Here is a 22,158-nt window from a genome sequence, read left to right as displayed (position 1 = left end):
GTCAAGGTAAATCTGGTCACCACCCCATCCTGTAGTCCACACTGACGCCGCTGTCTGCGCCTGTGAGGACACCGAGCCTCCCTGCGGCTCCTTCAACCAGCATGTCCACCAGCTTACCCTTCTTCTTCGGGGTCCTGATCAGCCTCGGCTCCCCTTTTATGCCGCCAAGGCGCGCCGCCTCGTCGACGGCATCCTGCATGGAGCCGATGCGGTCGATAAGCTTCAGGGCGAGCGCCTGTTCGCCGGAGAAGATCCTGCCGTCGGCGATGGCGCGCACCGCCTCCTCGGGGAGCTTTCTCCCTTGCGCCACCGCCTTCACGAACTGGCCGTGGGTCGAGTCGATCACCCCCTGCAGCATGCCCCTCTCCTCGTCGGTCATGGCGCGGGCCGGCGAGCCTGTATCCTTGAACTTGCCGGTCTTGATGGTGTAGGCCTTCATGCCGACCTTGTCCATGAGTCCCTCGATGTTGGAGAACTTCATCAGGACGCCTATGCTCCCGGTGATGGTGCCGGGGTTCGCGTAGATGAGGGTGGCCGGAGCGGAAACGTAGTACCCGCCCGAGGCGGCTACGCTCCCCATGGAGACCACCACCTTCTTCGTTTTGGCAAGATCCTTCACCGCCGCGTAAATCTCCTGCGAGGGGCCGACCACGCCCCCCGGAGAATCGACGCGGAAGACGACCGCCTTCACGTGCTCGTCCTTTTTCATGCTGCGCAGCTGCCTTATTGTCTCCTGGCCGTCGATGATGGCCCCCTTGAGCTCCACGACGCCGACCCCGTCGCCGCCGGAAAGCGTGTCGTCGTCGCCTATGAGGGCGCTGACCACCGCGACACAGGCCGCGAAAAGCAAGGACAACCCGAGAACCAGGGCGAGGATCCATAACAACCACTTCTTCATGACGCCTCCGTTAGTATCGGCAATACTCGATCACCCTTATCAAGTCAACTGTTTACAGCTTATTTTGCTTGTCATTTGCCGGGACAATGTCCTATATCTGAACAAGGTGGGACTAAGAGGAAACGGGATCAGCGCCAATAACTTTACACGAAGCTCTGTGCGGCGCAAAAATAAGCTTAATTGACTACCTCCCCCCTGAGGGGGAAAGGTTGATCGAGTTGCTGCGCTCCCCTTCCCTGTCCCTCCCCCACCGGGGGCGGGGATGCCACCGCAGTTTACTCTGACGCGATAGTTGTAAGAGGAATTATGAGAGTACTGGTGATTTCAGACAGTCACGGCAACTACGCCCACGCCTTCAAGGCGCACCAGCAGGCGGGTCCGGTGGATCATATCGTTCATCTGGGGGACGGGTGCGAGGACGCACGCCTGATGGAGGAGGTGCTTGCGGTGCCGGTGCACCGGGTGGCGGGCAACTGCGACATGGACCGGCGCGTCCCCGCCGAGCTCACCCTGGAATTCGGGGCGTGCCGCATCCTGGTGACGCACGGATACCGGCAACAGGTGAAAAGCGGCCTGAAGCAGCTGATCGACCAGGGGATGAAGGCAGGCGCCTCGGTGGTGCTCTACGGCCACACGCACCAGGCGGCGGTGGAGTCGGCGCAAGGCATGCTGCTGGTCAACCCGGGGGCCCTGAAGGAAGGGCTCCCCGGCAGCTACGCCATCGTCACCGTCGACGGCGCCACGGCGCGCGCCGAGATTTTCCCTCTTTAGCAGCCGCAGCCGCAGTTGTGGCAGACCTTGCGGTTCTCGTCATCGGGAGGCACGGTCTCCGGCGCGAAGGCGATGCGGTTCACGGCGCGCTTTATATCCTCATGGAGATCAAGGCGCGGGCTTTGACCGATGACGTGCCCTACGCAGACGTTGCTGATGCCGTCGGAAGGCGAGGCGATGCGCACCGAGTTCAACAGGTCGCCGTAGCCGTTCACCTCGATCACCTGCCCGGGATTTTCCCCGAGTTCCAGTGCGATGCCGAAGCGCTCCAGTTCCTGGGCCAGTTCCGCGAAAAATATGTCGAAGGTCACTCCCGAAAGCGGGGCTTCCCACTCGGGTTTGCTCTTTGTCCTTCCGTAACAGGTAAGTCTCATCTGTTTTGCCATGCTGTGTAGCTCCTGAAAGGTTCTTCTAATTGGCCGCGGCCTTTCTGTGCATCGAGCTGAAGATCATGTCGAGCACCGCCTTCTGCTTTGCTTCGTACTTGTTCAGGACCGCGAGACAGGTCCCCATGGGGAACTGCTCGTGCAGGTAGTCCGAGTCGCGCCCGGAGAGGATGACGATCCGGTTCTTGTCCATGCCGATGGAGACGGCGTACTTGAAGATCTTTGACCCGTCCAGGGTCGGCATCTCCAAATCCACGAGCAAAAGATCCACCTGCTCTTTCTTGAGCACGGCCAGGGCCTGCAAGGGGTCGGTACACGTTATCACTTCGAGCAGCGGGTAGAGCGCATGGATCTTCTCCTTGAGCGCCCCCACGAATGCCGCGTCGTCATCCACGATTACAATCTTTCCCATCAATACCTCTATGTATCTATTTAAGCACCCGGGTCGCGGCGGTGAGCACCGGGAAGGGGACGTTCAGGTCGAGCAGTCGGGCGGCCTTCAGGTTCACGATGAGATCGACCCGTTTCGGCGTGACGACGGGGAGATGCGACGCCTTCTTACCGCTCAGGATGCGCGCCACGTAGTCGGCCGCTGCCTGCCCCTGCTCCGCGGGATCCGCCTCAAGGGAGATGAGGGCCCCTTTGTGGGCTGCCCCCGGCATCTGCGATATCACCGGGATCTTCACCTCGGTGGCGCGGTGCACGATCTTCTCGAAGAAGCGCCCCCCCGCCGTGCATTCCGTCACGTAGATGCAGTCGACCCTCGTGGCCAAAAGCGTGGCGAGCGCGGCGTCGAGCCCGGACGGCGAGGCTACGTTGGTTTCGACCAGCACCACGCCTGCCTGGGCGGCGATCTTGCGGGCCTCCTTCAACTGGGCCACAGCCCCCTCTTCACGGCTTGCGCAGACGACCCCCAAGGTCCTGATCGGTTTCACCTCCATGGCGGTCTTCACCAGGGTGACGAGCGGGACCTTCGAGCTCACCCCGGCGATGTTCCGGCCGCTGGAGGCCATGCTTTTGGCTACGCCGGTTTCCACCGGACCGTACACGTCGGCGTACACGATCGGGATGTCCTGCGACTCTCTGAGGGCCGCCAGGGTGGCCGAGGTGCCGTAGGCGACGATGACGTCGGCTCCGATGGCGTTGAACTTGCGGATGCTGTTGGACCAGGAGATGAGATCGGGGTTGGGGGTCTGCGTGATGACCTCCACGTTGCTCTGGTCGTACCCCTTCAGCACCAGCGCCTTCATGAAGGCCCGGTGGGCCTCGCGGTAGCGCGGCAGGTCGCACGTCAAGAGCGCCGCCACCAGTTTTCCGGCCGCGCGGGAGTCAGACGCGGGGAGAACCGAGCAGAACAGCAAAAGCAGGAGTATGGATCGGATGACAGTTTTGATACGCTACCCCTCGGTCACCACTTGGCCGCCAGTCCGGCCACGATGGCATGCACCATCCCGTTGTACGTCTGGTAGTTGATGTTCTGGCTGTTCTTCTCGTCGTAATCCCTGAGCGTGTACTCGAGCGTCGTCGAAAGGACGCGCGAGAAGCGGTACTCCCCCCGGGCCGAAAGCGCGCTGATCACCGTGTCCTGCGCCGTTATCCCGCTGATCCCGGCCGTACTGCTCCCCGCGTACGCAGCGGAACTGAAGTCGGCAGGCGAAAAGGAGGCCCTCGAGCGTATCTGCTGGGCCATGAGCGACAGATCGCACTGCTCGCCAAGCGCGTAGGAGACGTTCACCGTGTAGACGTGAGAACTGTTGGAAAACCGGCTGTCGGCTTCGCTTCCCACGACGACGGTGGTGAAGAACACCGGCTGCTCCACCTCGCTGTGCAGGTAGGAGTAGTTGAATCCCACGGTCAGTTTCGGCAGCGGCATCCACCATGCACCCACGTTCGCGTTCTCGCTGCTGCCGTGGCGCGAGGTAAGCGGCATTGTGCTGTAGTCCAGCGGGTCCAGGGTATTCAGCACGAAGTGGGTAACCTCGTCGTTGCGGTCGTGGCGGATGAGGGCGTGGGTGGAGACCCCCCAACGGCCGCCGGTGTAAGTCAGGAGGAGCTTTCCCTCCTGGCGCTCTTTGAACGAGGCGCCGTACGCCGGGTTGTCGGTGGAGGCGTAGCTGTACTGGGCGCTGCTGCGCACCCCCTTGAAGGGGCGGTAGTAGACGGCGAGCGAGCCGGTATGGGTCGCGGAGTGGTCCGGCAGGGCCCAGGTGGTCGGCGACGGGAGATCGCTCACGTTGTCCCGGTTCACGAAGTCGCCGCGGTATTCCCCGACGAAGGAGAGGTCGTGCCGCGGCCGGTACCACACGGTGCCGGTGACGAGGTTGCGTGTGGTTTCCAGGGGCGCTTTCACTACCTGGAGCGGATCGACGAAGTTCGCGCTCAAAAGGGCGCCGCGGTTGCCGTTGTCGAGCTCCTGGCGACGGTACTTCAAGGCGAAGGTGTACTCCCGGCACGGCGTATAGGTGATGTCCCCGGCCGCGTTTTGCAGGTACACCTTCATGTGGCGCGCGCCGGTCACGTCGGACAAGTCGGAGAGGTTCTCGCGCTGGTCCACGCTGTAGGAAGCGGAGCCGACGAGACCGCCTGAGAGGGAGGTGTGCAGCTTCAGGGTGTGGGAGAAGAAACGGCTGTCGGGATTCTCGTTGTGCTGCTGCTCCCCACCGAGCCGCTCGAGGTTGCCGTGGATGTCGTTGCGCGCGATGTAGGTGGCGACCGGCGTAGGGAGACGGTCCTCGAAGTACCGGATCTTGAAGTCGTAGACCAAGTCGACCGGCCCCAGATGGGCGTCGAGGCCCAGGCGTCCCTCCTGGATCTGCTGGTCTATGCTGCGCGGGCGGGCGTAGACCGTGTTGGCCTCCCCCTCGAAGGAGGCGTCGGCGAAGCGCTGCTGGATGGTCCCTTCCTTCGTGTAGCGCCAGTAGCCCAGGTTCAGGTGCAGCGGGTAGTTGTGCAGACGGTAGCGGAAGTCGGCGCGGTCCTGGACCACGCTCACCCCGTAGTGCGCAGGCGCGTCCTGCTCGGCGCTGTAGGTGGCGCTCCCGGGGGCGTCGGTCCTTGGCCCCTCGAAGCTCGGAGAGAAGAGGATCTCGCGGTCCAGGTTGTGGTAGAGCGACTCCGTCCTCAGGTGCAGCCGGTAGTCCCCCCGGTAGTCCATCAGCAGATCGCCGTGGTAGTCGTTCTCGTTCAGGTAGAACCCTTCCAGCTCGAGGTTGGTGTCCTTCTCCATGTGACGGTAGAAGAGTCCGCCGCTTCTGCTGGATTTAAGGAAGCCGTACTCCAGGGCGCGACCGCGGTTGTCGTCCCCGAAGACGAAGTTGTAACCGAGCGAGCCTCCCTTTCTTTCCAGCACTTCCACCTGGCGCTCGTCCTCGGGCACGTACGCCGGTTCCCCGGCGCCCTGGGAAACCGCTTCGTCCGCCGGTTCGGCTGCCGAGACGCCTGTCCCCTCCGGCGTAGTTTCCGTCACCTCCCCCCCCGGCTCCTCCGCCGCGGAGTTCTCACCCGGCTCGCCGGCGTCGGGCGCAGTTGCCGACTCCGCCGTCCCTTTCGCCGATACGGCTGCCTTCTCGAGGTCGCCCGACGGCAGCGCGTCCAATTCCGCCGCGCAGACGCCCCCCGCTGCCAAGAGCAGCAAAAGCAGCGGTGATAGTACTGTTGATGCGAGATCAAGCGGTGTTTTCACCATCGGCTCCTTTCGCGCTTACTGCCGCAGGGTGCCCCGGCCCGTCACGGCCTGGGAGGGGATGTCGCTGCCGTGCACCTGCGAGTGGCAGTCGGTGCAGCGGTTCGTGTAAAGCTTTTTGAGCCCGCCACCGGGGGTGTCGGTGGCCAAGTGCCCGGAGTGGCACTGCAGGCAGAGAAACGGCATCGAGGCGTTCAGAAGGTTGTTGTTCACCGAGCCGTGCGGGGTGTGGCAGTTCATGCAGTTCTCGGTCACGTCGCCGTGCTCGAAGGCGAACGGCCCCTGCTTCTCCATGTGGCACCTGGTGCAGGTCTCCTTCGGGGTGTTCCCCTTGAGCAGGCGGTCCTGCGTGGAGCCGTGCACCTCGTGGCAGTCGACGCAGAACATCTTCTTCTCGCGGATGGGGTGGTGCGAGAAGAGCGAGTTCTCCGCCTGGACCTCGGGATGGCAGGTGAAGCACATCTCGGACATCTGCTGCGGGCTCACCTTCTGCTGGGGGCCCTGGTGCAGCTTGTGGCAGTCGAAGCAGCTCACGTCGTGCAGAGCATGCGCGCTCGCCTTCCAGTGGCTCAGCACGGGAATCGAGGCGGCGGCGTGGCACTTGAGGCAGATGAGGGACTGGGCCTGGGCGGGAAGATGCATGATGTCGAGGAACTTCGAGGTGTCGCACTTCCTCTTTTCCCGGGTGTTCTCCTCGCGGTCGTCGCTTAGGTGCGCGATGGCGAGGCTGCCCGGTCCGTGGCAGGACTCGCAGTTCACCAGGGGGAGCCCGGTTTCGGGCTTGATCTGTTCTCCGTGGAGGCTGTGGCTGAAGTCGTCACTGATCTTGTCGTGGGCGTGGCACTTGGAGACGCAGTTGCTGGTGCCGACGTACTCGGCGTCCAGGCGCCCGACGATCATCTTCTCGTATTCGCGGGTGGGGAGGAGGGGCTTGCTTTGCTTTAATTCGGCACAGGAAACGGAAAGAAGGGGAACGAGCGCCATGAGGATCGCGACTTTCATGCGGCGCAACGGATGAACGTTCATCTATTCCCCCCTTATCCCCTTCGTTGTCGTGTAGATGAAACCGCGGACGATCGGGTTTTCGCTGTTCTTGATCTCGCGCGGCGTGCCGATCTCGACCACGGAGCCGCCGTGCATCATGGCGATCCGGTCCGAGATGTAGAGCGCGAAGTTCAGGTCGTGCGTCACGATCACCGTGGTGTTCTTGGTGCTTTCCTTGAGCTTCAGGATCGTGTTGGCGAGCTCGTCCGTGGTCACCGGGTCGAGCTCGGCGGTCGGCTCGTCGTAGAGGATCAGGTCCGGGTTCATGGCGAGGGAGCGGGCGATCGCCACGCGCTTTTTCATCCCGCCGGAAAGCTCCGAGGTGCGCAGCTCCTCCTTGCCGACAAGCCCCACCATCTCCAGTTTCTGCCTGATGATCTCGCGGATCTGCTGTTCCTTGCAGACACGCTTCTCCCGAAGCCACAGCCCCACGTTCTCCCCCACGGTGAGGGAGTTGAAGAGGGCCGAGGACTGGAACACCATGCTGTAGCGGTAGTCCCTGGCGGCCGAGTCGGTCTTGGGGCCGAAGATGGGGAGGTCGTCGATGTAGATCTCGCCGCTGTCCGGGGTCTCGAGCTTCACGATGTGCTTTAAAAGGACGCTCTTTCCGGTGCCGGAAGGTCCTATGATGCAGAAGGTCTCGCCGGCGCGGATTTCCAGGTTCACGTCCTTCAGCACGTGGTTCGGGCCGAACGACTTGTTCAGTTGGTGGATCCTGATCCCGACGCCCCTGGTGTCCTGCAAATCGACGGGGCGATTCCCGTTTTCCGGGTGAAAGAAGGAGCCGGGCAGGCCGTGTTTTAGCTTCTCGAACATCCGTATCCTTTTGAGAGCGATTCTGCGTGATCGAGGCAGCGCACAGAACACCGGCTTTGCCAGTAAATTCTGTCATCTGCCGTCGCGAAGAAGCGCGCACATACTACCAGAGATGTGACTGTGCTGGCAAGGGGGAATATTTGAACACACTTAACGTTTACACAAGGTCCGAGCCCCTGTTCCGGCTCGGTGAAGGGGGGGGCGATGACTCTCTTTGATTCTGAAAGGTCCCATCAGGAAATACGAAGCGGACGGCAGGATCGTTGAGCGGCATGCATGGAAGCGGGGGGGGAGGCGGCGCCCCCCCACCCGCGGCGTTTTTCAGCGTTTCATCGTCTTTACGTGCTCCTTCAGCATGCAGCGGTCCATCACCACCTCGAGCCCCGCCGCGCGGGCGCGCTTGGCGGCCTCCTCGTGGACCACCCCTTCCTGCAGCCAGACCACCTTCGCCCCCTTGGCGATCGCCTGCTCGACGATCTCGGGGACGAACTCGGAGCGGCGGAAGACGTCGACGATCTCCACCGCTTCCGGAATATCGGTGACGCTTGCGTAGCTCTTCTCACCGAACACCTCGGGGACGGCGGGGTTCACCGGGATGATGCGATAGCCGGCCCGTTTGAGGTACGCCGCCACCTCGTGACTTGGTTTGCCGCTGTCGGGGGAAAGCCCGACGACGGCGATGGTGCGGTACTTGGTCAGTATCTCTTTGATGTCAGGAACCTGCATGAGCACCTCCCTTTAACCTTGAGTTTTTTTTTACCGCTTGCGCATCCCGCTCACGGCGACGCAGAAGAAGATCACCCCCATGACGCCGGCGATGAATATCCAGTCTGCCGCGCTGAATCCGAACATAATGCCTCCTTGGCCGTCTCTACTGTTCCAACTGCTCCAGGGTGGTCTGCGCCTCGGAGAACTCCGGGTTGATCCTTAACGCCTGGCGCAGGTAGAAGCGCGCGTCCGCGGCGGCCCCCAGGTCCTTGCAGCAAAGCGCGAGGAGATAGGGGATCTCCGCCATGGGGAACTCGAGCGCGAACCAGGCGTCCGCCATGACGTCGTTCAGGATCGCCGTCGCCTCCTGGTACCCCCCCTCTTCCCTGAGCGCCATGGCGCCCGCGATCGCCTCCAGGTAATCTACGGCTGGCACACGCGGCACCTCTCCCCGGTCGATCCGCTCCAGGCGGGCGTTCAACTCGGCCTTCGCCTTCTCCTCGACCTCCGGAAGGAGCGCGCGCCACAAGGAGGCCGCCTTGTCGTACTTGCCGAGGAGGAAGGAGACCTCGGCCAGGGTGGTCAGGCAGCGCGGCTGATCCCCGGCCAGCTCGCGGGCACGGTCCAGGTACTGTTCCGCCTTGAAAAGGGCCGCCGTCGAAAGGTGCAGCGCCGAGAAACGGCACGCCTGATCGAGGAGGGTGACGCCGATCTCCAGCGGAAAGTGGGCGTTTTCCGGCTCGAGGAGCGAGAAGATGCGCAAGAGCTTCACCCTGCGCTCGAGGTACGGGACCTCGACGTCCTTCTCGCCGAGCATCAGGATGTAGCTCGCAAGCTCGGAGACGTAATGGGGGTACCCCTTCAGCATCTCGGCGTAGCGCTCGCAGTAGCGGCACCCGGGATCCTGGCGCAGGGCGTGGTAGACGCCGCGTCCCACCGCGTCGTACCCGGGCACCTGCCCCCCCAGGGCGCGGTAGTCCTCGTCCAGAAGCGGGATCGGCTCGGGGCCAAGCGGAAACACCACCTTGCCGTCCAGGCCGCTCACCTCGCTCCCCGCGGGGGGGCGATAGTAGGTAACACCATTGATGGGGGTCATATCCCTTTCCATTAAGCGCACTCCTTTTCCTTGTTACCGCTCCCGATGCGGGAACGTGTCCACACCGGCGTGCACGCCGATGGTCTTGTATATCCTCACGTCGTCCCAGGGCTCGTCCATGATGCCGTCGTGGATCGCCCAGCTGCGCCCGAGGACGCTCTTCTCCATGCCGGGGCATCTGAACGGGGTGGAGCCGTCCAGTCTCTCAAAAAGCACGCCCCCCGGGGCGAACCCCGCGTCTATCTCCTGCATGAGGCGCTTTCCCACCACGTAGTCGAAGCCGTACCCCTCGTAGCGGATCGCGTTGTCGTAGGTCAAGGGCTCGGCCACGATGAGCTGCATGCCGAGCCCCGCGACGAGGCGCTCGAGAAGGGGGAGGAACTCCCCGAACATCCTCAGGCCGCGCCGGGTCTGGTTCGGGAAGAGCCCCGCCTCCATGGCCCGCACCTCCTCGAGGATGTTGCGCCCGAGCGTCGCGAACACGTTGTTGCGCCCCTCTTCGTCCAGGTCGACGTCGTAGCGCGGCGCCGCCGGATCGGCGATGGTGCAGTAGGAAAGCTCCATCTGGCCGTGATGCGTGTCGCACAGGTCCAGGATGAAGGCGGGGTCCCGGTCGCCCGGGCTGCGGCGCGCCGCGAGACGCAGGAACCGGTGACCCTCCGGCGCGATCACCTCGACATTCCCTCCGCCGCTTTCCACCATGGCGAGAAGACGCTCGGGGAGCAGCGACCGGTAGATCGCCTCCTTCTCGGCGGAGGGCAACCGGTTGATGTCGTACAGGGAGAAGAGCTGCCTTCCCCTTACGTCACTGAGCGGCTCATGTGAGGTGTCGTTTGCCATAGTCGCCGATGAGGACCGGGAAAACGTGTTTGCGCACGTAGGCGATGCTCTTCTCCACCGCGTCGAGCGCACGGTTGCGGTCGTCATCCTGGGCCCAGTGCATCGCGTCCAGGAGCATCCGGTGCGGGTAGCCAAGCTGCGCGATGAGCTTCACGAAGGAGGCGGGCAGCCTCGGTGAGACCTCGCGGTCGTTCATGACCCCCCAGGCGATGGTCCAGGCCCTGGCGACGTTCATGAGGTCGTACCCTCCCCCCCCGACCCCGACCCAGGGGATCTCCAGGGCGCGCAGCTTTCTCATGATGTAGGAGTAGGCGTGCGTGGTGACCTCGAGCCGTGTGAGCGGGTCGGTCCTGAAGGTATCGGCACCCAGTTGCGTCACCATGACGTCCGGGTCGAAAGCGGCGATGAGCGGGAAGGCGACCTCGTCGAAGGCCTTCATGAACAGCGCGTCGTCGGTGTGCGCCAGAAGCGGCAGGTTCACCGAATACCCTTTCCCCCTCCCTTCGCCGGTCTCGTTTTCGAAGCCGGTGCCCGGGAAGAAGTAGACCCCGCTTTCGTGCAGGGAGATGGTGAGCACCCGGTCGCAATCGTAGAAGGCGTTCTGGACGCCGTCGCCGTGGTGGGCGTCTAGGTCCAGGTAGACCACCCGTTTGCCCCGCTCCCGCAGGTAATTGATGGCGACCACCGCGTCGTTCAGGTACGAGAAGCCGGAGGCCCTTCCCTTCTGGGCGTGGTGATACCCGCCAAGCGGGTTGAAAGCGGCGGCGAAACCTTCCTCGGTCACCAGGCGAGCCGCCTCCAGGGTGCCGGAGACCCCGAGACAGGCCCAGTCGTACACCCCGGGAAAGATGGGATTCTCCACGTCGCCCAGCCCGTAGCGGAAGTCGGCCCTCGGTTCCCGGGCTTCGCTGAACTCGCGCAACCGGTCCAGGTACTCGGCGGAGTGTGCCGAAAGGAGTTCCTTTTCGTCTACCGGACGCGGACGCACCTCGGTCACCCCCGGGAGACCCAGGAGCCCGTACGCCGCCATGAGATCGCGTGCCAGACGGTAGCGCTGCACCTTGAAGGGGTGCTGTTCGCCGTAGCAGTACCCGCTTAGGTCTGCGCAGGCGATGAGAGCGGTTTTGCGGGACAACAAGCCACCTCCGGCCGAAATTCTGCACAAATTTACCCGCTGGCCGTTTACAGGTCAACAGTTAATCCTGCCTATCCCTTGGGCAGCGTCGCACATTAATTGGGCAGAGCGAGGCGTCCTTTTCATTAGACGCCCGAGGCGACCAACGTGATTCCAAGCAGATATGGATTTGGCAGAGACCTTGCTAGGACTCGGCGTTCTCCAACGAAGGGGGGCATTTACCAACGGAGGTAACGGAATGAACGGGATGTCGACGATGACAGGTCTTGCAAACAGTACAGATGTGCTCTTCCTCATGTTAGGTGCGGTCATGGTCTTCGCCATGCACGCCGGTTTCGCCTTCCTCGAGGTGGGGACGGTACGCAAGAAGAACCAGGTGAACGCCTTCGTGAAGATCCTGACCGACTGGTCCGTCTCGACCGTGGTCTACTTCCTCATCGGCTTTCCCATCGCCTACGGCATCAGCTTCCTGAAGCCAGTCAAAGAACTCCTCGGCCCCAACCAGGGGTACGACATCACCCACTACTTCTTCCTGCTCTGCTTCGCCGCCTGCATCCCCGCCATCATCTCGGGCGGCATCGCCGAGCGCGCCAAGTTCTGGCCGCAGGTGATCGCCGGTGCCGTTTTCGCCGGTCTCACCTACCCCCTCTTCGAGTCCCTCATCTGGGGGCAGAACTGTTCCGTGCTGCAGGGCTTTTTCAAGTCCATCGGCGGTGCCGAGTTCCATGACTATGCAGGCTCCGTCGTGGTGCACTCCATCGGCGGCTGGCTCGCCCTCCCCGCGGTCATCATCCTCGGGCCGCGCATGGGGCGCTACGTGAGGGGCAAGTCCCACCCGATCCCGATCAGCAACATCCCCTTCCTTGCCCTTGGCTCCTGGATCCTCGCCGTCGGCTGGTTCGGCTTCAACGTGATGAGCGCCGGCCACCTCGACAAGATCTCCGGCATCGTGGCGGTGAACTCGCTGATGGCCATGGTAGGCGGCGTACTCGCGGCCCTCATCGCAGGCAAGAACGACCCCGGCTTCGTGCACAACGGCGCCCTGGCCGGCCTCATCGCCGTCTGCGCCGGCTCCGACATCATGCACCCGCTCTTCGCTTTCGTAACCGGCGCCGTCGCCTCGGTCATCTTCGTCTACGGCTTCCACATCGAGCAGGAAAAACTCAAGATCGACGACGTCCTCGGCGTTTGGCCGCTGCACGGCGTGATCGGCTCCTGGGGGGGGATCGCCGCGGGGCTCTTCGGCGGCGAGGCACTCGGCGGCCTGGGCGGGGTGACCTTCCTCTCCCAGCTCATGGGCTCCCTCTCCGCGATCGTCTTCGCCCTCGTGAACGGCTTCGTCATCTACGGCATCCTCAGCAAGACGGTGGGGATCAGGCTGAGCCAGGAGGAAGAATTCAACGGTGCCGACCTCTCCATCCACAGCATCGGCGCATACCCGGAAGACCATATCCGCTAGGTATCGAATCTCAAAACGCAGAAAGATCAGGAGGCCCGGGAACGGGCCTCTTTTTTTTATTTTGATATTTCCTACGAAGTATGTATTATTTGCGATGTTAAAAGCTTCTCATTACCGTCAAAGGCGTACTCTATCATGAAGATACCCTTGGGACAGTTGCTGGTTCGATCCGGCATCATAACGGTAAAGACCCTGGAGCGGGCACTGGCGCGTCAGGCGACTTGCGGCAAGAGACTCGGCGGGGTGCTCCTTGAGATGGGGGTGCTGACCGAGGACGAACTGCTGGAAGCGCTTGGGCAGCAGTACGGTCTCGCGACGGTCCCCAGGCTCTTCACGGGACAACTTCCTGCCGAGATCCTGGCACTGGTGCCGGCGGACCTCGCCATCACGAGACATCTTCTGCCGTTGCGGCTGGGAAACGGCGCGCTATTTGTCGCGGTCAGCGATCCGCTCGACGCGGAAACCGTGGCGCTTCTGGAGCGGCACGGTTCCGTAAGGGTAACCCAGTTGCTTTGCCGCCCCGGCGAGCTTGCCGCCGCCGTGAAACAGCAATACCACCGTGACCAGGGGGGGAGCGACATGAAGATCCTCGTGATCGATGACCCTGATGCGATGAAAGAGGTGGAGGGAGCGCTCAGGAAGGAAGGTTACCAGGTGTTCACGGCGCGCGACGGGGTAGAGGGGCTGAGGATCGCCTTCTCCCAGAAGCCGGACCTGATCCTATGCGACGCCGCGACGCCCCGGATGGATGGCTACGCCCTCATGCGCGCCGTCAAGGCGAACCCGTCGAGTGCCGGGACGCTGATGATCCTGCTCACCTCGAAGGCCTCGCCCGAAGAGGAACACCGGGCGCTCAAGGCCGGATTTCACGATTTCATCGGCAAACCGATGATGACCATACGCGTGGTCTCGCGGGTGAGGCGCGCCTTCGAGATCATGGACAAGACGCGTGAACAGCAGCCGTCGCCCCCTCCCGTCTGACCCCCCCGTTTCCAGCCCGTCGACACCGGCACCGTCATGCTCCCACCCTACCTCCTCACCTTACCGGAGAGTTCGTGCAGCGTGTCCGCGAAAATCGCCATCCCCTCGCCAAGCTCGACGTCGGTCACGTTCAACGGGGGAATCAGGCGCACCACGTTTCGCTTCAGCCCGCATCCGATCAGGATCAGTCCCTTCTCCAGACACTTCTCGATCAGTTCCTGGCAGAGCCTGCCGTCAGCCGCCCCCGCCTCGTCGACGAACTCGACGCCGATCATGCATCCCATCCCCCTGACCTCGCCGATACGAGGGTTCTCCATGGCGAGTTCCTGCAGGGACGCGAGCATGCGCGAACCGGCCACCCGTGACGCTTCCAACAACCCCTCTTCCCGGATCGCCCTGATGGTTGCAAGGGAGGCGGCGCAGGAGACGGGGTTCCCTCCGAAGGTGGAGCCGTAGGCGGATGCTCCCCATTGCCGCATGAGTTCCGCAGGCGCCAGCACCACTCCGAGCGGGAACCCCGAGGCGACCGCGTTGGCCACGATCACGATATCTGGTCGCACCCCGGCATGCTCGCAACAAAACCATCTTCCGGTCCTCCCTACCCCGGACTGCACCTCGTCGAAAATCAGCAGGATGCCGTATCGGTCGCAGATCCGACGCAACCCTTTCAGGTAGCTCCTGGGCGCGGGGTAGTACCCTCCTTCACCCAGAAACGGCTCGACTATCATGGCACAGACTTCCTCCGGTGGGACCTGATACTGGAACAGCCTTTCCATCTCGTCCAAACAGCGGTCCCCGCACGCCTCAGGGTTCATGCCGCACGGGCATGTGAAGCAGGCGGGGTAGCTGACGTGATACACGGAGGGTAGCAGCGGCTGGTAGCGGCTGCGGTATGTCGATGAACTGCTGGTGAGGGAAAGGGCTCCCAGGGTGCGCCCATGAAAGCCGCCGGAACAGGCGATTATGGACTGGCGGCCGCTGGTGTAGCGCGCAAGCTTGATGGCGTCCTCCACCACCTCGCTCCCGGAATTCCCGAACGAAAGCATGTCCAGCCCATCGGGTGCTATGGCGACCAGTACCTCGGCGGCGGCCACGGTCGCCTCGCTGTAATAGATCCCGCCGGCATGGGCATGGCTCTTCAGTTGCCGCTGCACCGCCTCAATCACCTTTGGGTGGTTGTGCCCAAGGTTTAAGACGGCGAGCCCGGAAGTGAAGTCCAGGAAACGCCGCCCGTCCCGGGAATTGACCACGGTCCCCATCCCCCGCCCGATCGTGATCGGGTAGCAGGGATGCGCCGGCGGCGCGATGACGCCCCGTGCCCTTTGAACCAGTCTTTCGTCCTCGCCCATGGCACCCCCAACAGCGTTAGGTTTTACACATGAACAAAGGATGGTACCACCGACTTGAATGCCTGCAAGGATGGGGATCGAGAGGAGCTTTGGAGAAGTTTTTCGACGGTTCTTGCAAACAAAATGGATTAGATTACACTAATGCCTGTTTTGCAAAACGCCGGTCAAAAAACCAGGGCAGGACACAAAGGAGGGGCGATGTACAAGGAAAAGAGGAACTTCGCCAGGCTTGCCTTACACGCGAAAGCGAACATCCACCAGGGGGAACGGACCATCGAGGGAGAGGTCGAGAACCTGAGCATGAAGGGGGTTTTCGTGACGGCCGCGCGGCGGCTGGAGATCAACGACACCGTCGCCGTCACCATTTACCACACCCTCACGCCGCAGGTGCTCTGCGACCTCAGGGCCAAGGTGGTGCGGGTCACCGACCACGGCATGGGGCTGCAGTTTGAGAAGACCCTTCTCGACTGAGAAGGGTCCCGCAGTATCCACCTGAAACGGGGAACGGCCCGGGGCGACCGGACCTTAGCAGATGCGCGGCAGTTGCTCGCCCGCAAGCATCTCCACTCCCCTCATTCCACCAACGAGGGTTTCCATCTGCACCTTGCCTGCCGAGGTTTCGGTGACCTCACCGATGACGGCAGCATCCTTTCCAAGCGGATGACGGCGCATGATTTCCAGCGCCTCATCCGCCCTCTCCGGCGCGACCAGCGCCAGCAGTTTCCCTTCGTTAGCAACATACAGCGGATCGAGCCCCAGGATGGCGCAGACCCCCTTAACACCCGGGTTGATGGGGAGGCTCTCCTCGTTCAGGGTGACGGTAACGCCGGACTGCAGGGCGATCTCCTTGAGTGTCGTGGCAACGCCGCCGCGGGTGGGGTCGCGCAGCACGTGCAGCGCGGGGCCCAGCGTCAGCAGGCCGGTGACCAGGCCGTTCAGCGCAGCAGAGTCGCTCTTTATGCCGCTGTCGATCTCGAGTCCCTCGCGGGCCGAGAGGACCGCGATGCCGTGATCGCCGATGCAGCCGTTGACGATGATCTTGTCACCGACATGCGCCGAGGCGCCGTCGATCTGCAGGTTGTGCTCGAGTGCGCCGATTCCCGAGGTGTTGATGAAGATGCGGTCCCCCTTCCCTTTGGGGACCACTTTGGTGTCGCCGGTGACGATGGCGACGCCGGCTGCGTCGGCGGCCTGCCGCATCGAGGCGAGGATGCGGGAGAGTTCCTCCTTTGAGAAGCCTTCCTCGAGGATGAAGCCGACCGAGAGGCACAGCGGGCGGGCGCCCATCATGGCGAGGTCGTTCACCGTGCCGTTGATGGCTAAGTCGCCGATGTTCCCGCCGGGGAAGAAGATCGGGTCAACCACGTAGGAATCGGTGCTGAAGGCGAGCTTGACGCCGCCGATGTTGAGGAGTGCCGCGTCGTTTTGCCCCTTGACCGGGACACTGGAGAGTTGCGGGATGATCAGCTCGTCCAGGAGCTGGTGTGAAAGCCTCCCACCACTGCCGTGGCCCAAGAGGATGAGGTCGTTGTTCAAAGGGTTCTCCTTTTTTGTCGGACAGTCCGACCGGTCGGACTAGTCTGACAGGTCTGACGTCGGACGGTTTGTTTGCCTAGCGCCCGTACTTGTAGGCGGCGGCGCAGGTCCCCTCGGAGGAAACCATGCAGGCGCCGACCGGGGACTCGGGGGTGCATTTGCCGCCGAAAAGCGGACAGTCGAACGGGCTCACCTTCCCCTTCAGGATCTCGCCGCACAGACACCCCTTGTGCTCCTTGAGTTCCTCCACCTGCACCGGTATGGCAAGCTCGGCGTCGAACTCGGCGTATTTATCCGCGATCCTCAGCCCGCTCCCGGGGAGCACGCCGATGCCGCGCCACGGTGCGTCGAAGGGGGTAAAGACATCGGCAAGCATCGCCTGCGCCTTGGCGTTTCCTTCCCAGCGCACCACGCGCGAATACTGAATCTCCACCTTGCTCTCGCCTGCGATCGCCTGGCGCACCAGCATCTCAACCCCCTGCAGCACGTCGGTGGGCTCGAAGCCGGTGACGACGCAGGGGACCTTGTACTCCTCGCAGAGGAAACGGTAGGCATCGGCGCCTATGATGGCGCTTACGTGGGCCGGGCAGATGTAACCGTCCACCTGGAGCTCCGGGTCCGCGGAGAGGATCGCCATCGGCTGCGGCATGGTCTTGTGCGAGGCGAGCACGAAATAGTTCGTCAGACCTTGCGCCTTGGCCGCGAGTATGCTCCCGGCGATGGTGGGTGCCGTGGTCTCGAAACCGACCCCGAGGAACACCACGCGCTTCTCCGGGTGCTTCGCGGCAAGCTGCACCGCGTCGAGCGGCGAGTAGACCACCCTGATATCCGCCCCTTTGGCGCGCTCCTCCATGAGGGAGGAACTGGAGCCGGGAACCCTCAGCATGTCGCCGAAGGAGGCGATCACCACGTCGGGAAGCCTGCAAAGGGCGATGGCGCGGTCGAGGTAGCTGTTGGGGGTGACGCAGACCGGGCACCCGGGGCCGGAGATCAGCCGCACCTCTGGGGGAAGCAAGCTTCTCAGTCCGAACTGGTAGATGGCGTTGGTGTGCGTACCGCAGACTTCCATGAAGACAAGCGGCTCGGTGCGTCCCCGGGTCAGCTCGGCGATGCGCCTTGCGAGCCCCTGCACCAGTTCCTTTTCGCGAAAGACGTCCGAATAGTTCATCCCATCAACTCCGGGGTATAGACTTCGCGCATGAGCTCCAGCGTCGCCTTGGCCTCTTCCTCGTCGAGCTTCGAGATGGCGAAACCGGCGTGGACGATGACGAAATCGCCGACCTTCACCTCCTGATCCAGCATCATGAGGCTCGCCTCGCGCTTGACGCCGTCCACTTCGGTCATGGCGAAATCGCCTTCAATGCTGATCACCTGCATCGGTACACCTACACACATCTTCAGACTCCTTTTTACTTATGGCTGACAAAAGAGATCGCTATGAAACCCCCTCCCCTTGCGGGAGGGGGTTAGGGGGTGGGGAAAGGTGCCATGTGGCAATCAATTAGCCGCGCCGCATTCACCCACCCCCCTGCCCCCTCCCGTCAAGGGAGGGGGAGAATGGAAGCCGATTACTTCCGGACAAGCCTTCCCGCAATCACTGCTTGCCCCAGCGCCAATCCACCATCGTTGGGCGGCACGAGCCTGTGGCAGTAAACCTTGAAATCCTCCGCCGCCAACTGATCAGCCACGTCCTCGGTCAGAAGCCGGTTCTGGAACACGCCACCCGACAGGACCACGCGTTCCTCACCGTTCTCGGAACGGATGCGCCGGCAAACATCGACGATACCGGCGGCCACGGTTCGGTGGAAGGCGCGCGCGATGTCGGCACGGCTTCTCCCGGCAGTGAGATCGGCGCAGATCGCGGCGATGGCGGGGCCGAACTCGAGGACGTGCCTCCCCTCCCCCGCCACCTGGTACGGGTACGCCTCGGCTGCCTCACCCGTTTCGGCCAGCGCCTCCAGCTCGATGGCGGCCTGCCCCTCGTAGCTTATGCGGTGCCGGACGGAAAGAAGCGCGGAAACGGCATCGAAGAGCCTTCCGCAGCTCGAGGTGAGCGGCGCGTTGATCCCCTTCTCCAGCATCTTCAGGAAAAGAGGACGGTCCCCCTCCTGCACCTCTGCGCAGACAGCAAGGGGCTGTTCGAACAGCTCGCCGCCGTGCAGGCGGTACAGCGCGGAGAGCGCCATGCGGAACGGCTCCCGGACCGCGGCGTCCCCCCCCGGCATGCGTAAAAGTCCGAAGTGCCCGCGCCGCTCAAATCCTGCGTAACCACCCACCAGGAACTCGCCGCCCCAGATGGTGCCGTCGTTGCCGTAGCCGGTGCCGTCGAGGATCACCCCGATCGCCTCGCCGTCCAGGCCGTTCTCGGCCATGCAGGAGGCCATGTGGGCGTGATGGTGCTGCACCGCGACGCAGGGGAGACCGAGCCCCTGGCCGTAAACCGTGGAGAGGTAATCCGGGTGCAGGTCGTGCGCCACCACCTCGGGCGTGATCTCCAAAAGTCGCCCGAGATGCGCCGCGCTCTCCTCGAGCGAGGCGAGGGTCGCCGCGTTCTTCAGGTCGCCGATATGCTGGCTCATGAAGCCCTGGCCGCCCCGGGTGAGGCACAGGGTCGCCTTCAGCTCCGCCCCCACCGCGAGCACGCGCGCCTGCTCGCCCGGAAGCGCCACGGCACGCGGCACGTACCCACGTGAACGCCTGAGAAAGAGCGGTTCCCCCCGGTAGAGACGGATGACCGAATCGTCGGTCCGGGTATGGATCTCGCGGTCATGTGTGAGGAAGAAGTCCGCGATGCCCGAGAGCATGCGCAGCGCCTCGTCGTCACGGTAGGCGATCGGCTCGTCGGAGAGGTTGCCGCTGGTCATCACCAGGGGGCCGTCGATGCCGCGTGCCAGGAGGTGCTGCAGCGGGTTTCCCGGAAGCATGAAACCGAACCAGCCGTTCCCCGGTGCCACCAGGGGGGTGACCTGGCTATCGGGCCGCCTGCGCATGAGGACGATGGGACTCTCCACTCCCGAAAGAAGCCGCCCCTCGAGCTCCGAGCAGTGGACGTGGCGGCGCACCGTATCGAGGTCGGCGGCGAGCATGGCGAAGGGCTTTTCGTCCCGCTTCTTGCGCCGCCGCAAAAGCGCCACCGCCTCCTCGTTCGAGGCGTCGACCGCGAGATGGTACCCCCCCACCCCCTTCACCGCGACGATGCGCCCCGCCTTCAAGGCGGCGAGCGACTGCTGCAGCGGGTCCCCGGCTACGGGCACCCCCTCGGCATCGAAGAGCGAAAGTTTCGGCCCGCACACCGGGCAGGCGTTGGGCTGGGCGTGAAAGCGGCGGTTCAGGGGATCGTGGTACTCGGCCAGGCAGTCGTCGCACATGGGGAAGCCGGCCATGGTGGTGGCGGGACGATCGTAGGGGATGCCGGTGATGATGGAATAGCGCGGACCGCAGTTGGTGCAGTTGATGAACGGGTAGAGGTGGCGCCGGTTGTCCGGGTCGAAGAGTTCAGCTAGGCAGTCGTCGCAGACGTCGCAGTCCGGGGAGACCTCGCCGCCGTGTCCCTTCTTCGCGCTGTCGAGGATTACGAACCCTTCTTCGCCCACCGCGTCGAGATGGGTCAGGCGGAGCGCGGCGATCACAGCCAGGGGGGGTGCCTCCTCGCGCAGCGCGCGGCTGAAGAGGGCGAGCGCTTCAGCCTCCCCCTCCGCCTCGATCTGCACCCCCTGTCCGGTGTTGCGCACCCAGCCGGAGAGCCCCAGACGCAGGGCGAGCCGGTACACGAAGGGGCGGAACCCCACCCCCTGCACGATACCGTCGATCTCGAGACTTGCGCGCTGCCGTGTGGTCATCCGGTTACCGTCGATCGCGCCCTAGCCGCGGGCCTTTTCCATCCCTTCCTTGAGCCAGCCGTACCACTGGTCCATCCCCTCGCCGGTCCTGCTGGAGACCTCGAAGATCCTGATCCCCGGCGATACACGACGCGCCATCTCCTTGCACTTCTCGACGTCGAAATCGAGATGGGGAAGGAGGTCGACCTTGTTGAGGAGCATTATGTCGGCGGCATGGAACATCTGCGGGTACTTGAGCGGCTTGTCCTCCCCCTCGGTGACGCTCAGCACCACCACCTTGTGGTGTTCGCCGAGATCGAAGGAGGCGGGGCAGACCAGGTTCCCCACGTTCTCGATGAGAAGGAGGTCCAGGTTGTCCAGGTCGAAGTGTTCCACGGCATGCAGCACCATGTGGGCATCCAGATGGCACCCGGCGCCGGTATTCACCTGCTTGACGGGGACGCCGGTAGCGGCGATGCGCACCGCGTCGTTATCGGTCTGCTGATCGCCTTCGACCACGGCGCAGCGGCAGGAGCCGGCGAGATCCTTGAGGCTCCGCTCGAGGATGGTCGTCTTTCCGGATCCCGGCGACGAGACGAGGTTCAGCACGAAGAGCCCCTTCGCGCGGAAGAGCTCGCGGTTGCCCGCGGCCATCCGGTTGTTCTTGGCCAGGATGTCCGTCTCGATCACCACCTTCTTGGCAGGCTTCTCGGCAGCTTCCTCGTGGTGGTGATGGTGCTTATGCCCATGGTGATGATCATGGCCGTGGTGGCCGTTATCATGATCGTGGTGATGGCCGTGATCGTGATGATCGTGGTCGTGATGATCGTGATCGTGATCGTGGTCGTGATCGTGCTTATGGGTCGGGCCGCAGCCGCAGTCTACGCACATGTCGCTTGAACCTCCGGGCTAGACTTCCTTCTTCTCTTCGATCTTCACGGCGTCGTCGCCGTTCAGCGCCTTCTTGAACCCCCTGATGCTGCTCCCGAGGGCCTGGCCGAACTGCGGCAGCTTGCTGGGGCCTGCGACCACCAGCAGGATGACCGCCACGATGCACAACTCAGGTAAACCGAATCCGAACATGTCTTCTCCTTTATCAGCTGACCGGCTCCGGGCCGGATCAGGCTTCTTTACGCTTCAGCTCGACGCCGACCTTGGCGAGTTCCTCGACCACCATGGTCGCCACCTTCTCGAGCCCGGCCTTAAGCGGCGGGGTGAGCTCATCGCCCGGATCGAGCGACTGTGCCACGATTCCGAAGAAGGTGAGGTCGGGCTTAGGCGCGTCGCGCATCTCCGAGATCAGGAGCATCTCCTGGAGACCTATCTGGTGCGGCGACATCTTCACCGGGATGTTTTTCAGCATGATGTCTTCGCGCTCGTAACGGAAGATATCGCCCGGCTCGCCCTTCGCCTGCACCACGTCCACGAGGATGACGCGATCGGCCTCCTCGAACTTGAAGTGGACCATGATGCCCAGGGTCCCCCCGTCGTAGAGTTCCACGTTCTCGGGGATATCGTAATGCTTTTCCAAGTGACGTACGAAATGGACGCCGAACCCTTCATCGGAAAGGATCAGGTTGCCGGCACCATAGATGAGGACCTGCATGTAACCTCCAAAAAAAGAAAGGGGTCGGGGGAA

23 protein-coding genes are annotated in these 22,158 nt (G+C 63.3%); 4 read left to right on the top strand and 19 right to left on the bottom strand.

The genetic code is table 11. The annotated features are described in order from the left end of the window. Positions 1-16: 16 nt before the first annotated feature. Complete coding sequence (sppA, locus tag D6Z24_RS12235; RefSeq protein ID WP_129126875.1) at positions 17-898, bottom strand: signal peptide peptidase SppA; 882 nt, start codon at positions 896-898, stop codon at positions 17-19. A gap of 306 nt (positions 899-1,204) precedes the next feature. On the opposite strand from sppA, the gene D6Z24_RS12230 reads away from it, so the two are divergent. After that, a complete protein-coding gene (locus tag D6Z24_RS12230; protein WP_129126874.1) occupies positions 1,205-1,669 on the top strand; it encodes a metallophosphoesterase family protein in 465 nt (154 codons plus the stop codon). Here the strand turns inward: D6Z24_RS12230 and D6Z24_RS12225 are convergent. From D6Z24_RS12225 to D6Z24_RS12180, 10 genes are all read right to left on the bottom strand, one after another. Then, entirely contained in the window at positions 1,666-2,055 is a 390-nt protein-coding gene (locus tag D6Z24_RS12225; protein ID WP_129126873.1) for a hypothetical protein, read from the bottom strand. The two genes, D6Z24_RS12230 and D6Z24_RS12225, sit on opposite strands and share 4 nt — an antisense overlap. 25 nt (positions 2,056-2,080) lie before the next feature. Beyond that, entirely contained in the window at positions 2,081-2,467 is a 387-nt protein-coding gene (locus D6Z24_RS12220; protein ID WP_129126872.1) for a response regulator transcription factor, read from the bottom strand. A 16-nt stretch (positions 2,468-2,483) separates the two neighbouring features. Then, positions 2,484-3,362, bottom strand: a complete 879-nt coding sequence (locus D6Z24_RS12215) for an ABC transporter substrate-binding protein (protein WP_246014653.1) — start codon at positions 3,360-3,362, stop codon at positions 2,484-2,486. 101 nt (positions 3,363-3,463) lie between these two features. Beyond that, complete coding sequence (locus D6Z24_RS12210) at positions 3,464-5,740, bottom strand: hypothetical protein (RefSeq protein ID WP_129126870.1); 2,277 nt, start codon at positions 5,738-5,740, stop codon at positions 3,464-3,466. Between the two features lie 15 nt (positions 5,741-5,755). After that, positions 5,756-6,763, bottom strand: coding sequence for a DmsE family decaheme c-type cytochrome (locus tag D6Z24_RS12205; protein ID WP_129126869.1), 1,008 nt, complete (start codon positions 6,761-6,763; stop codon positions 5,756-5,758). Beyond that, positions 6,764-7,597 (bottom strand): ABC transporter ATP-binding protein, encoded by an 834-nt coding sequence (locus D6Z24_RS12200; RefSeq protein WP_129126868.1) that lies wholly within the window; start codon positions 7,595-7,597, stop codon positions 6,764-6,766. It abuts the gene before it with no gap. A 321-nt stretch (positions 7,598-7,918) separates the two neighbouring features. Beyond that, entirely contained in the window at positions 7,919-8,323 is a 405-nt protein-coding gene (locus tag D6Z24_RS12195; protein WP_129126867.1) for a CoA-binding protein, read from the bottom strand. A 145-nt stretch (positions 8,324-8,468) separates the two neighbouring features. Then, a complete protein-coding gene (locus tag D6Z24_RS12190) occupies positions 8,469-9,413 on the bottom strand; it encodes a hypothetical protein (protein ID WP_129126866.1) in 945 nt (314 codons plus the stop codon). 21 nt (positions 9,414-9,434) lie between these two features. Then, positions 9,435-10,241, bottom strand: a complete 807-nt coding sequence (locus D6Z24_RS12185; protein WP_129126865.1) for a hypothetical protein — start codon at positions 10,239-10,241, stop codon at positions 9,435-9,437. Continuing rightward, positions 10,219-11,376 carry an acetoin utilization protein AcuC gene (locus D6Z24_RS12180; protein WP_129126864.1) on the bottom strand — a complete coding sequence of 386 codons (1,158 nt, stop codon included), beginning with the start codon at positions 11,374-11,376 and terminating at the stop codon, positions 10,219-10,221. Before D6Z24_RS12180 ends, D6Z24_RS12185 begins: the two co-directional genes overlap by 23 nt. A 238-nt stretch (positions 11,377-11,614) precedes the next feature. Between D6Z24_RS12180 and D6Z24_RS12175 the strand changes: the two genes are divergently transcribed. Together D6Z24_RS12175 and D6Z24_RS12170 are read left to right on the top strand one after the other, a co-directional pair. After that, positions 11,615-12,835, top strand: coding sequence for an ammonium transporter (locus tag D6Z24_RS12175; RefSeq protein WP_129126863.1), 1,221 nt, complete (start codon positions 11,615-11,617; stop codon positions 12,833-12,835). A 135-nt stretch (positions 12,836-12,970) separates the two neighbouring features. Continuing rightward, a complete protein-coding gene (locus D6Z24_RS12170) occupies positions 12,971-13,816 on the top strand; it encodes a response regulator (protein WP_129126862.1) in 846 nt (281 codons plus the stop codon). Positions 13,817-13,863: 47 nt separating this feature from the next. On the opposite strand, the gene D6Z24_RS12165 is transcribed toward D6Z24_RS12170, so the two are convergent. After that, entirely contained in the window at positions 13,864-15,165 is a 1,302-nt protein-coding gene (locus D6Z24_RS12165; RefSeq protein ID WP_129126861.1) for an aminotransferase class III-fold pyridoxal phosphate-dependent enzyme, read from the bottom strand. Positions 15,166-15,363: 198 nt separating this feature from the next. Between D6Z24_RS12165 and D6Z24_RS12160 the strand changes: the two genes are divergently transcribed. After that, on the top strand, positions 15,364-15,636 hold the full coding sequence (locus D6Z24_RS12160; RefSeq protein ID WP_129126860.1) for a PilZ domain-containing protein: 273 nt from the start codon (positions 15,364-15,366) through the stop codon (positions 15,634-15,636). Between the two features lie 54 nt (positions 15,637-15,690). Here D6Z24_RS12160 and hypE read toward each other — a convergent pair whose 3' ends face one another. From hypE to D6Z24_RS12125, 7 genes are all read right to left on the bottom strand, one after another. Beyond that, positions 15,691-16,701 (bottom strand): hydrogenase expression/formation protein HypE, encoded by a 1,011-nt coding sequence (gene hypE, locus D6Z24_RS12155; RefSeq protein WP_129126859.1) that lies wholly within the window; start codon positions 16,699-16,701, stop codon positions 15,691-15,693. Positions 16,702-16,777: 76 nt separating this feature from the next. Continuing rightward, positions 16,778-17,869: a hydrogenase formation protein HypD gene (hypD, locus tag D6Z24_RS12150; protein ID WP_129126858.1), complete on the bottom strand. Its 1,092-nt coding sequence runs from the start codon at positions 17,867-17,869 to the stop codon at positions 16,778-16,780. Continuing rightward, positions 17,866-18,096 carry a HypC/HybG/HupF family hydrogenase formation chaperone gene (locus D6Z24_RS12145; protein ID WP_129126857.1) on the bottom strand — a complete coding sequence of 77 codons (231 nt, stop codon included), beginning with the start codon at positions 18,094-18,096 and terminating at the stop codon, positions 17,866-17,868. The genes hypD and D6Z24_RS12145 overlap by 4 nt, the downstream gene beginning before the upstream one ends. Before the next feature lie 173 nt (positions 18,097-18,269). Further along, on the bottom strand, positions 18,270-20,540 hold the full coding sequence (hypF, locus tag D6Z24_RS12140; RefSeq protein WP_129126856.1) for a carbamoyltransferase HypF: 2,271 nt from the start codon (positions 20,538-20,540) through the stop codon (positions 18,270-18,272). Between the two features lie 21 nt (positions 20,541-20,561). Beyond that, complete coding sequence (gene hypB, locus D6Z24_RS12135; protein WP_129126855.1) at positions 20,562-21,410, bottom strand: hydrogenase nickel incorporation protein HypB; 849 nt, start codon at positions 21,408-21,410, stop codon at positions 20,562-20,564. Positions 21,411-21,428: 18 nt separating this feature from the next. Then, positions 21,429-21,602 carry a twin-arginine translocase TatA/TatE family subunit gene (locus D6Z24_RS12130; protein ID WP_129126854.1) on the bottom strand — a complete coding sequence of 58 codons (174 nt, stop codon included), beginning with the start codon at positions 21,600-21,602 and terminating at the stop codon, positions 21,429-21,431. Between the two features lie 37 nt (positions 21,603-21,639). Further along, positions 21,640-22,125, bottom strand: coding sequence for a HyaD/HybD family hydrogenase maturation endopeptidase (locus tag D6Z24_RS12125; RefSeq protein WP_129126853.1), 486 nt, complete (start codon positions 22,123-22,125; stop codon positions 21,640-21,642). Between the last annotated feature and the right edge of the window lie 33 nt (positions 22,126-22,158).

The organism is Geomonas oryzae (genome assembly GCF_004117875.1).
Classification (GTDB): Bacteria; Desulfobacterota; Desulfuromonadia; order Geobacterales; family Geobacteraceae; genus Geomonas; species Geomonas oryzae.
Note: the sequence above shows the minus strand (reverse complement) of the source record. Positions and strands in the feature narration are given on the sequence as shown.

Coding starts and splice junctions, on each gene's coding strand:
- sppA (WP_129126875.1), bottom strand. CDS start 898: ATGAAGAAGTGGTTGTTATGGATCCTCGCCCTGGTTCTCGGGTTGTCC.
- D6Z24_RS12230 (WP_129126874.1), top strand. CDS start 1,205: ATGAGAGTACTGGTGATTTCAGACAGTCACGGCAACTACGCCCACGCC.
- D6Z24_RS12225 (WP_129126873.1), bottom strand. CDS start 2,055: ATGGCAAAACAGATGAGACTTACCTGTTACGGAAGGACAAAGAGCAAA.
- D6Z24_RS12220 (WP_129126872.1), bottom strand. CDS start 2,467: ATGGGAAAGATTGTAATCGTGGATGACGACGCGGCATTCGTGGGGGCG.
- D6Z24_RS12210 (WP_129126870.1), bottom strand. CDS start 5,740: ATGGTGAAAACACCGCTTGATCTCGCATCAACAGTACTATCACCGCTG.
- D6Z24_RS12205 (WP_129126869.1), bottom strand. CDS start 6,763: ATGAACGTTCATCCGTTGCGCCGCATGAAAGTCGCGATCCTCATGGCG.
- D6Z24_RS12200 (WP_129126868.1), bottom strand. CDS start 7,597: ATGTTCGAGAAGCTAAAACACGGCCTGCCCGGCTCCTTCTTTCACCCG.
- D6Z24_RS12195 (WP_129126867.1), bottom strand. CDS start 8,323: ATGCAGGTTCCTGACATCAAAGAGATACTGACCAAGTACCGCACCATC.
- D6Z24_RS12190 (WP_129126866.1), bottom strand. CDS start 9,413: ATGGAAAGGGATATGACCCCCATCAATGGTGTTACCTACTATCGCCCC.
- D6Z24_RS12185 (WP_129126865.1), bottom strand. CDS start 10,241: ATGGCAAACGACACCTCACATGAGCCGCTCAGTGACGTAAGGGGAAGG.
- D6Z24_RS12175 (WP_129126863.1), top strand. CDS start 11,615: ATGAACGGGATGTCGACGATGACAGGTCTTGCAAACAGTACAGATGTG.
- D6Z24_RS12170 (WP_129126862.1), top strand. CDS start 12,971: ATGAAGATACCCTTGGGACAGTTGCTGGTTCGATCCGGCATCATAACG.
- D6Z24_RS12165 (WP_129126861.1), bottom strand. CDS start 15,165: ATGGGCGAGGACGAAAGACTGGTTCAAAGGGCACGGGGCGTCATCGCG.
- D6Z24_RS12160 (WP_129126860.1), top strand. CDS start 15,364: ATGTACAAGGAAAAGAGGAACTTCGCCAGGCTTGCCTTACACGCGAAA.
- hypD (WP_129126858.1), bottom strand. CDS start 17,869: ATGAACTATTCGGACGTCTTTCGCGAAAAGGAACTGGTGCAGGGGCTC.
- D6Z24_RS12145 (WP_129126857.1), bottom strand. CDS start 18,096: ATGTGTGTAGGTGTACCGATGCAGGTGATCAGCATTGAAGGCGATTTC.
- hypF (WP_129126856.1), bottom strand. CDS start 20,540: ATGACCACACGGCAGCGCGCAAGTCTCGAGATCGACGGTATCGTGCAG.
- hypB (WP_129126855.1), bottom strand. CDS start 21,410: ATGTGCGTAGACTGCGGCTGCGGCCCGACCCATAAGCACGATCACGAC.
- D6Z24_RS12130 (WP_129126854.1), bottom strand. CDS start 21,602: ATGTTCGGATTCGGTTTACCTGAGTTGTGCATCGTGGCGGTCATCCTG.
- D6Z24_RS12125 (WP_129126853.1), bottom strand. CDS start 22,125: ATGCAGGTCCTCATCTATGGTGCCGGCAACCTGATCCTTTCCGATGAA.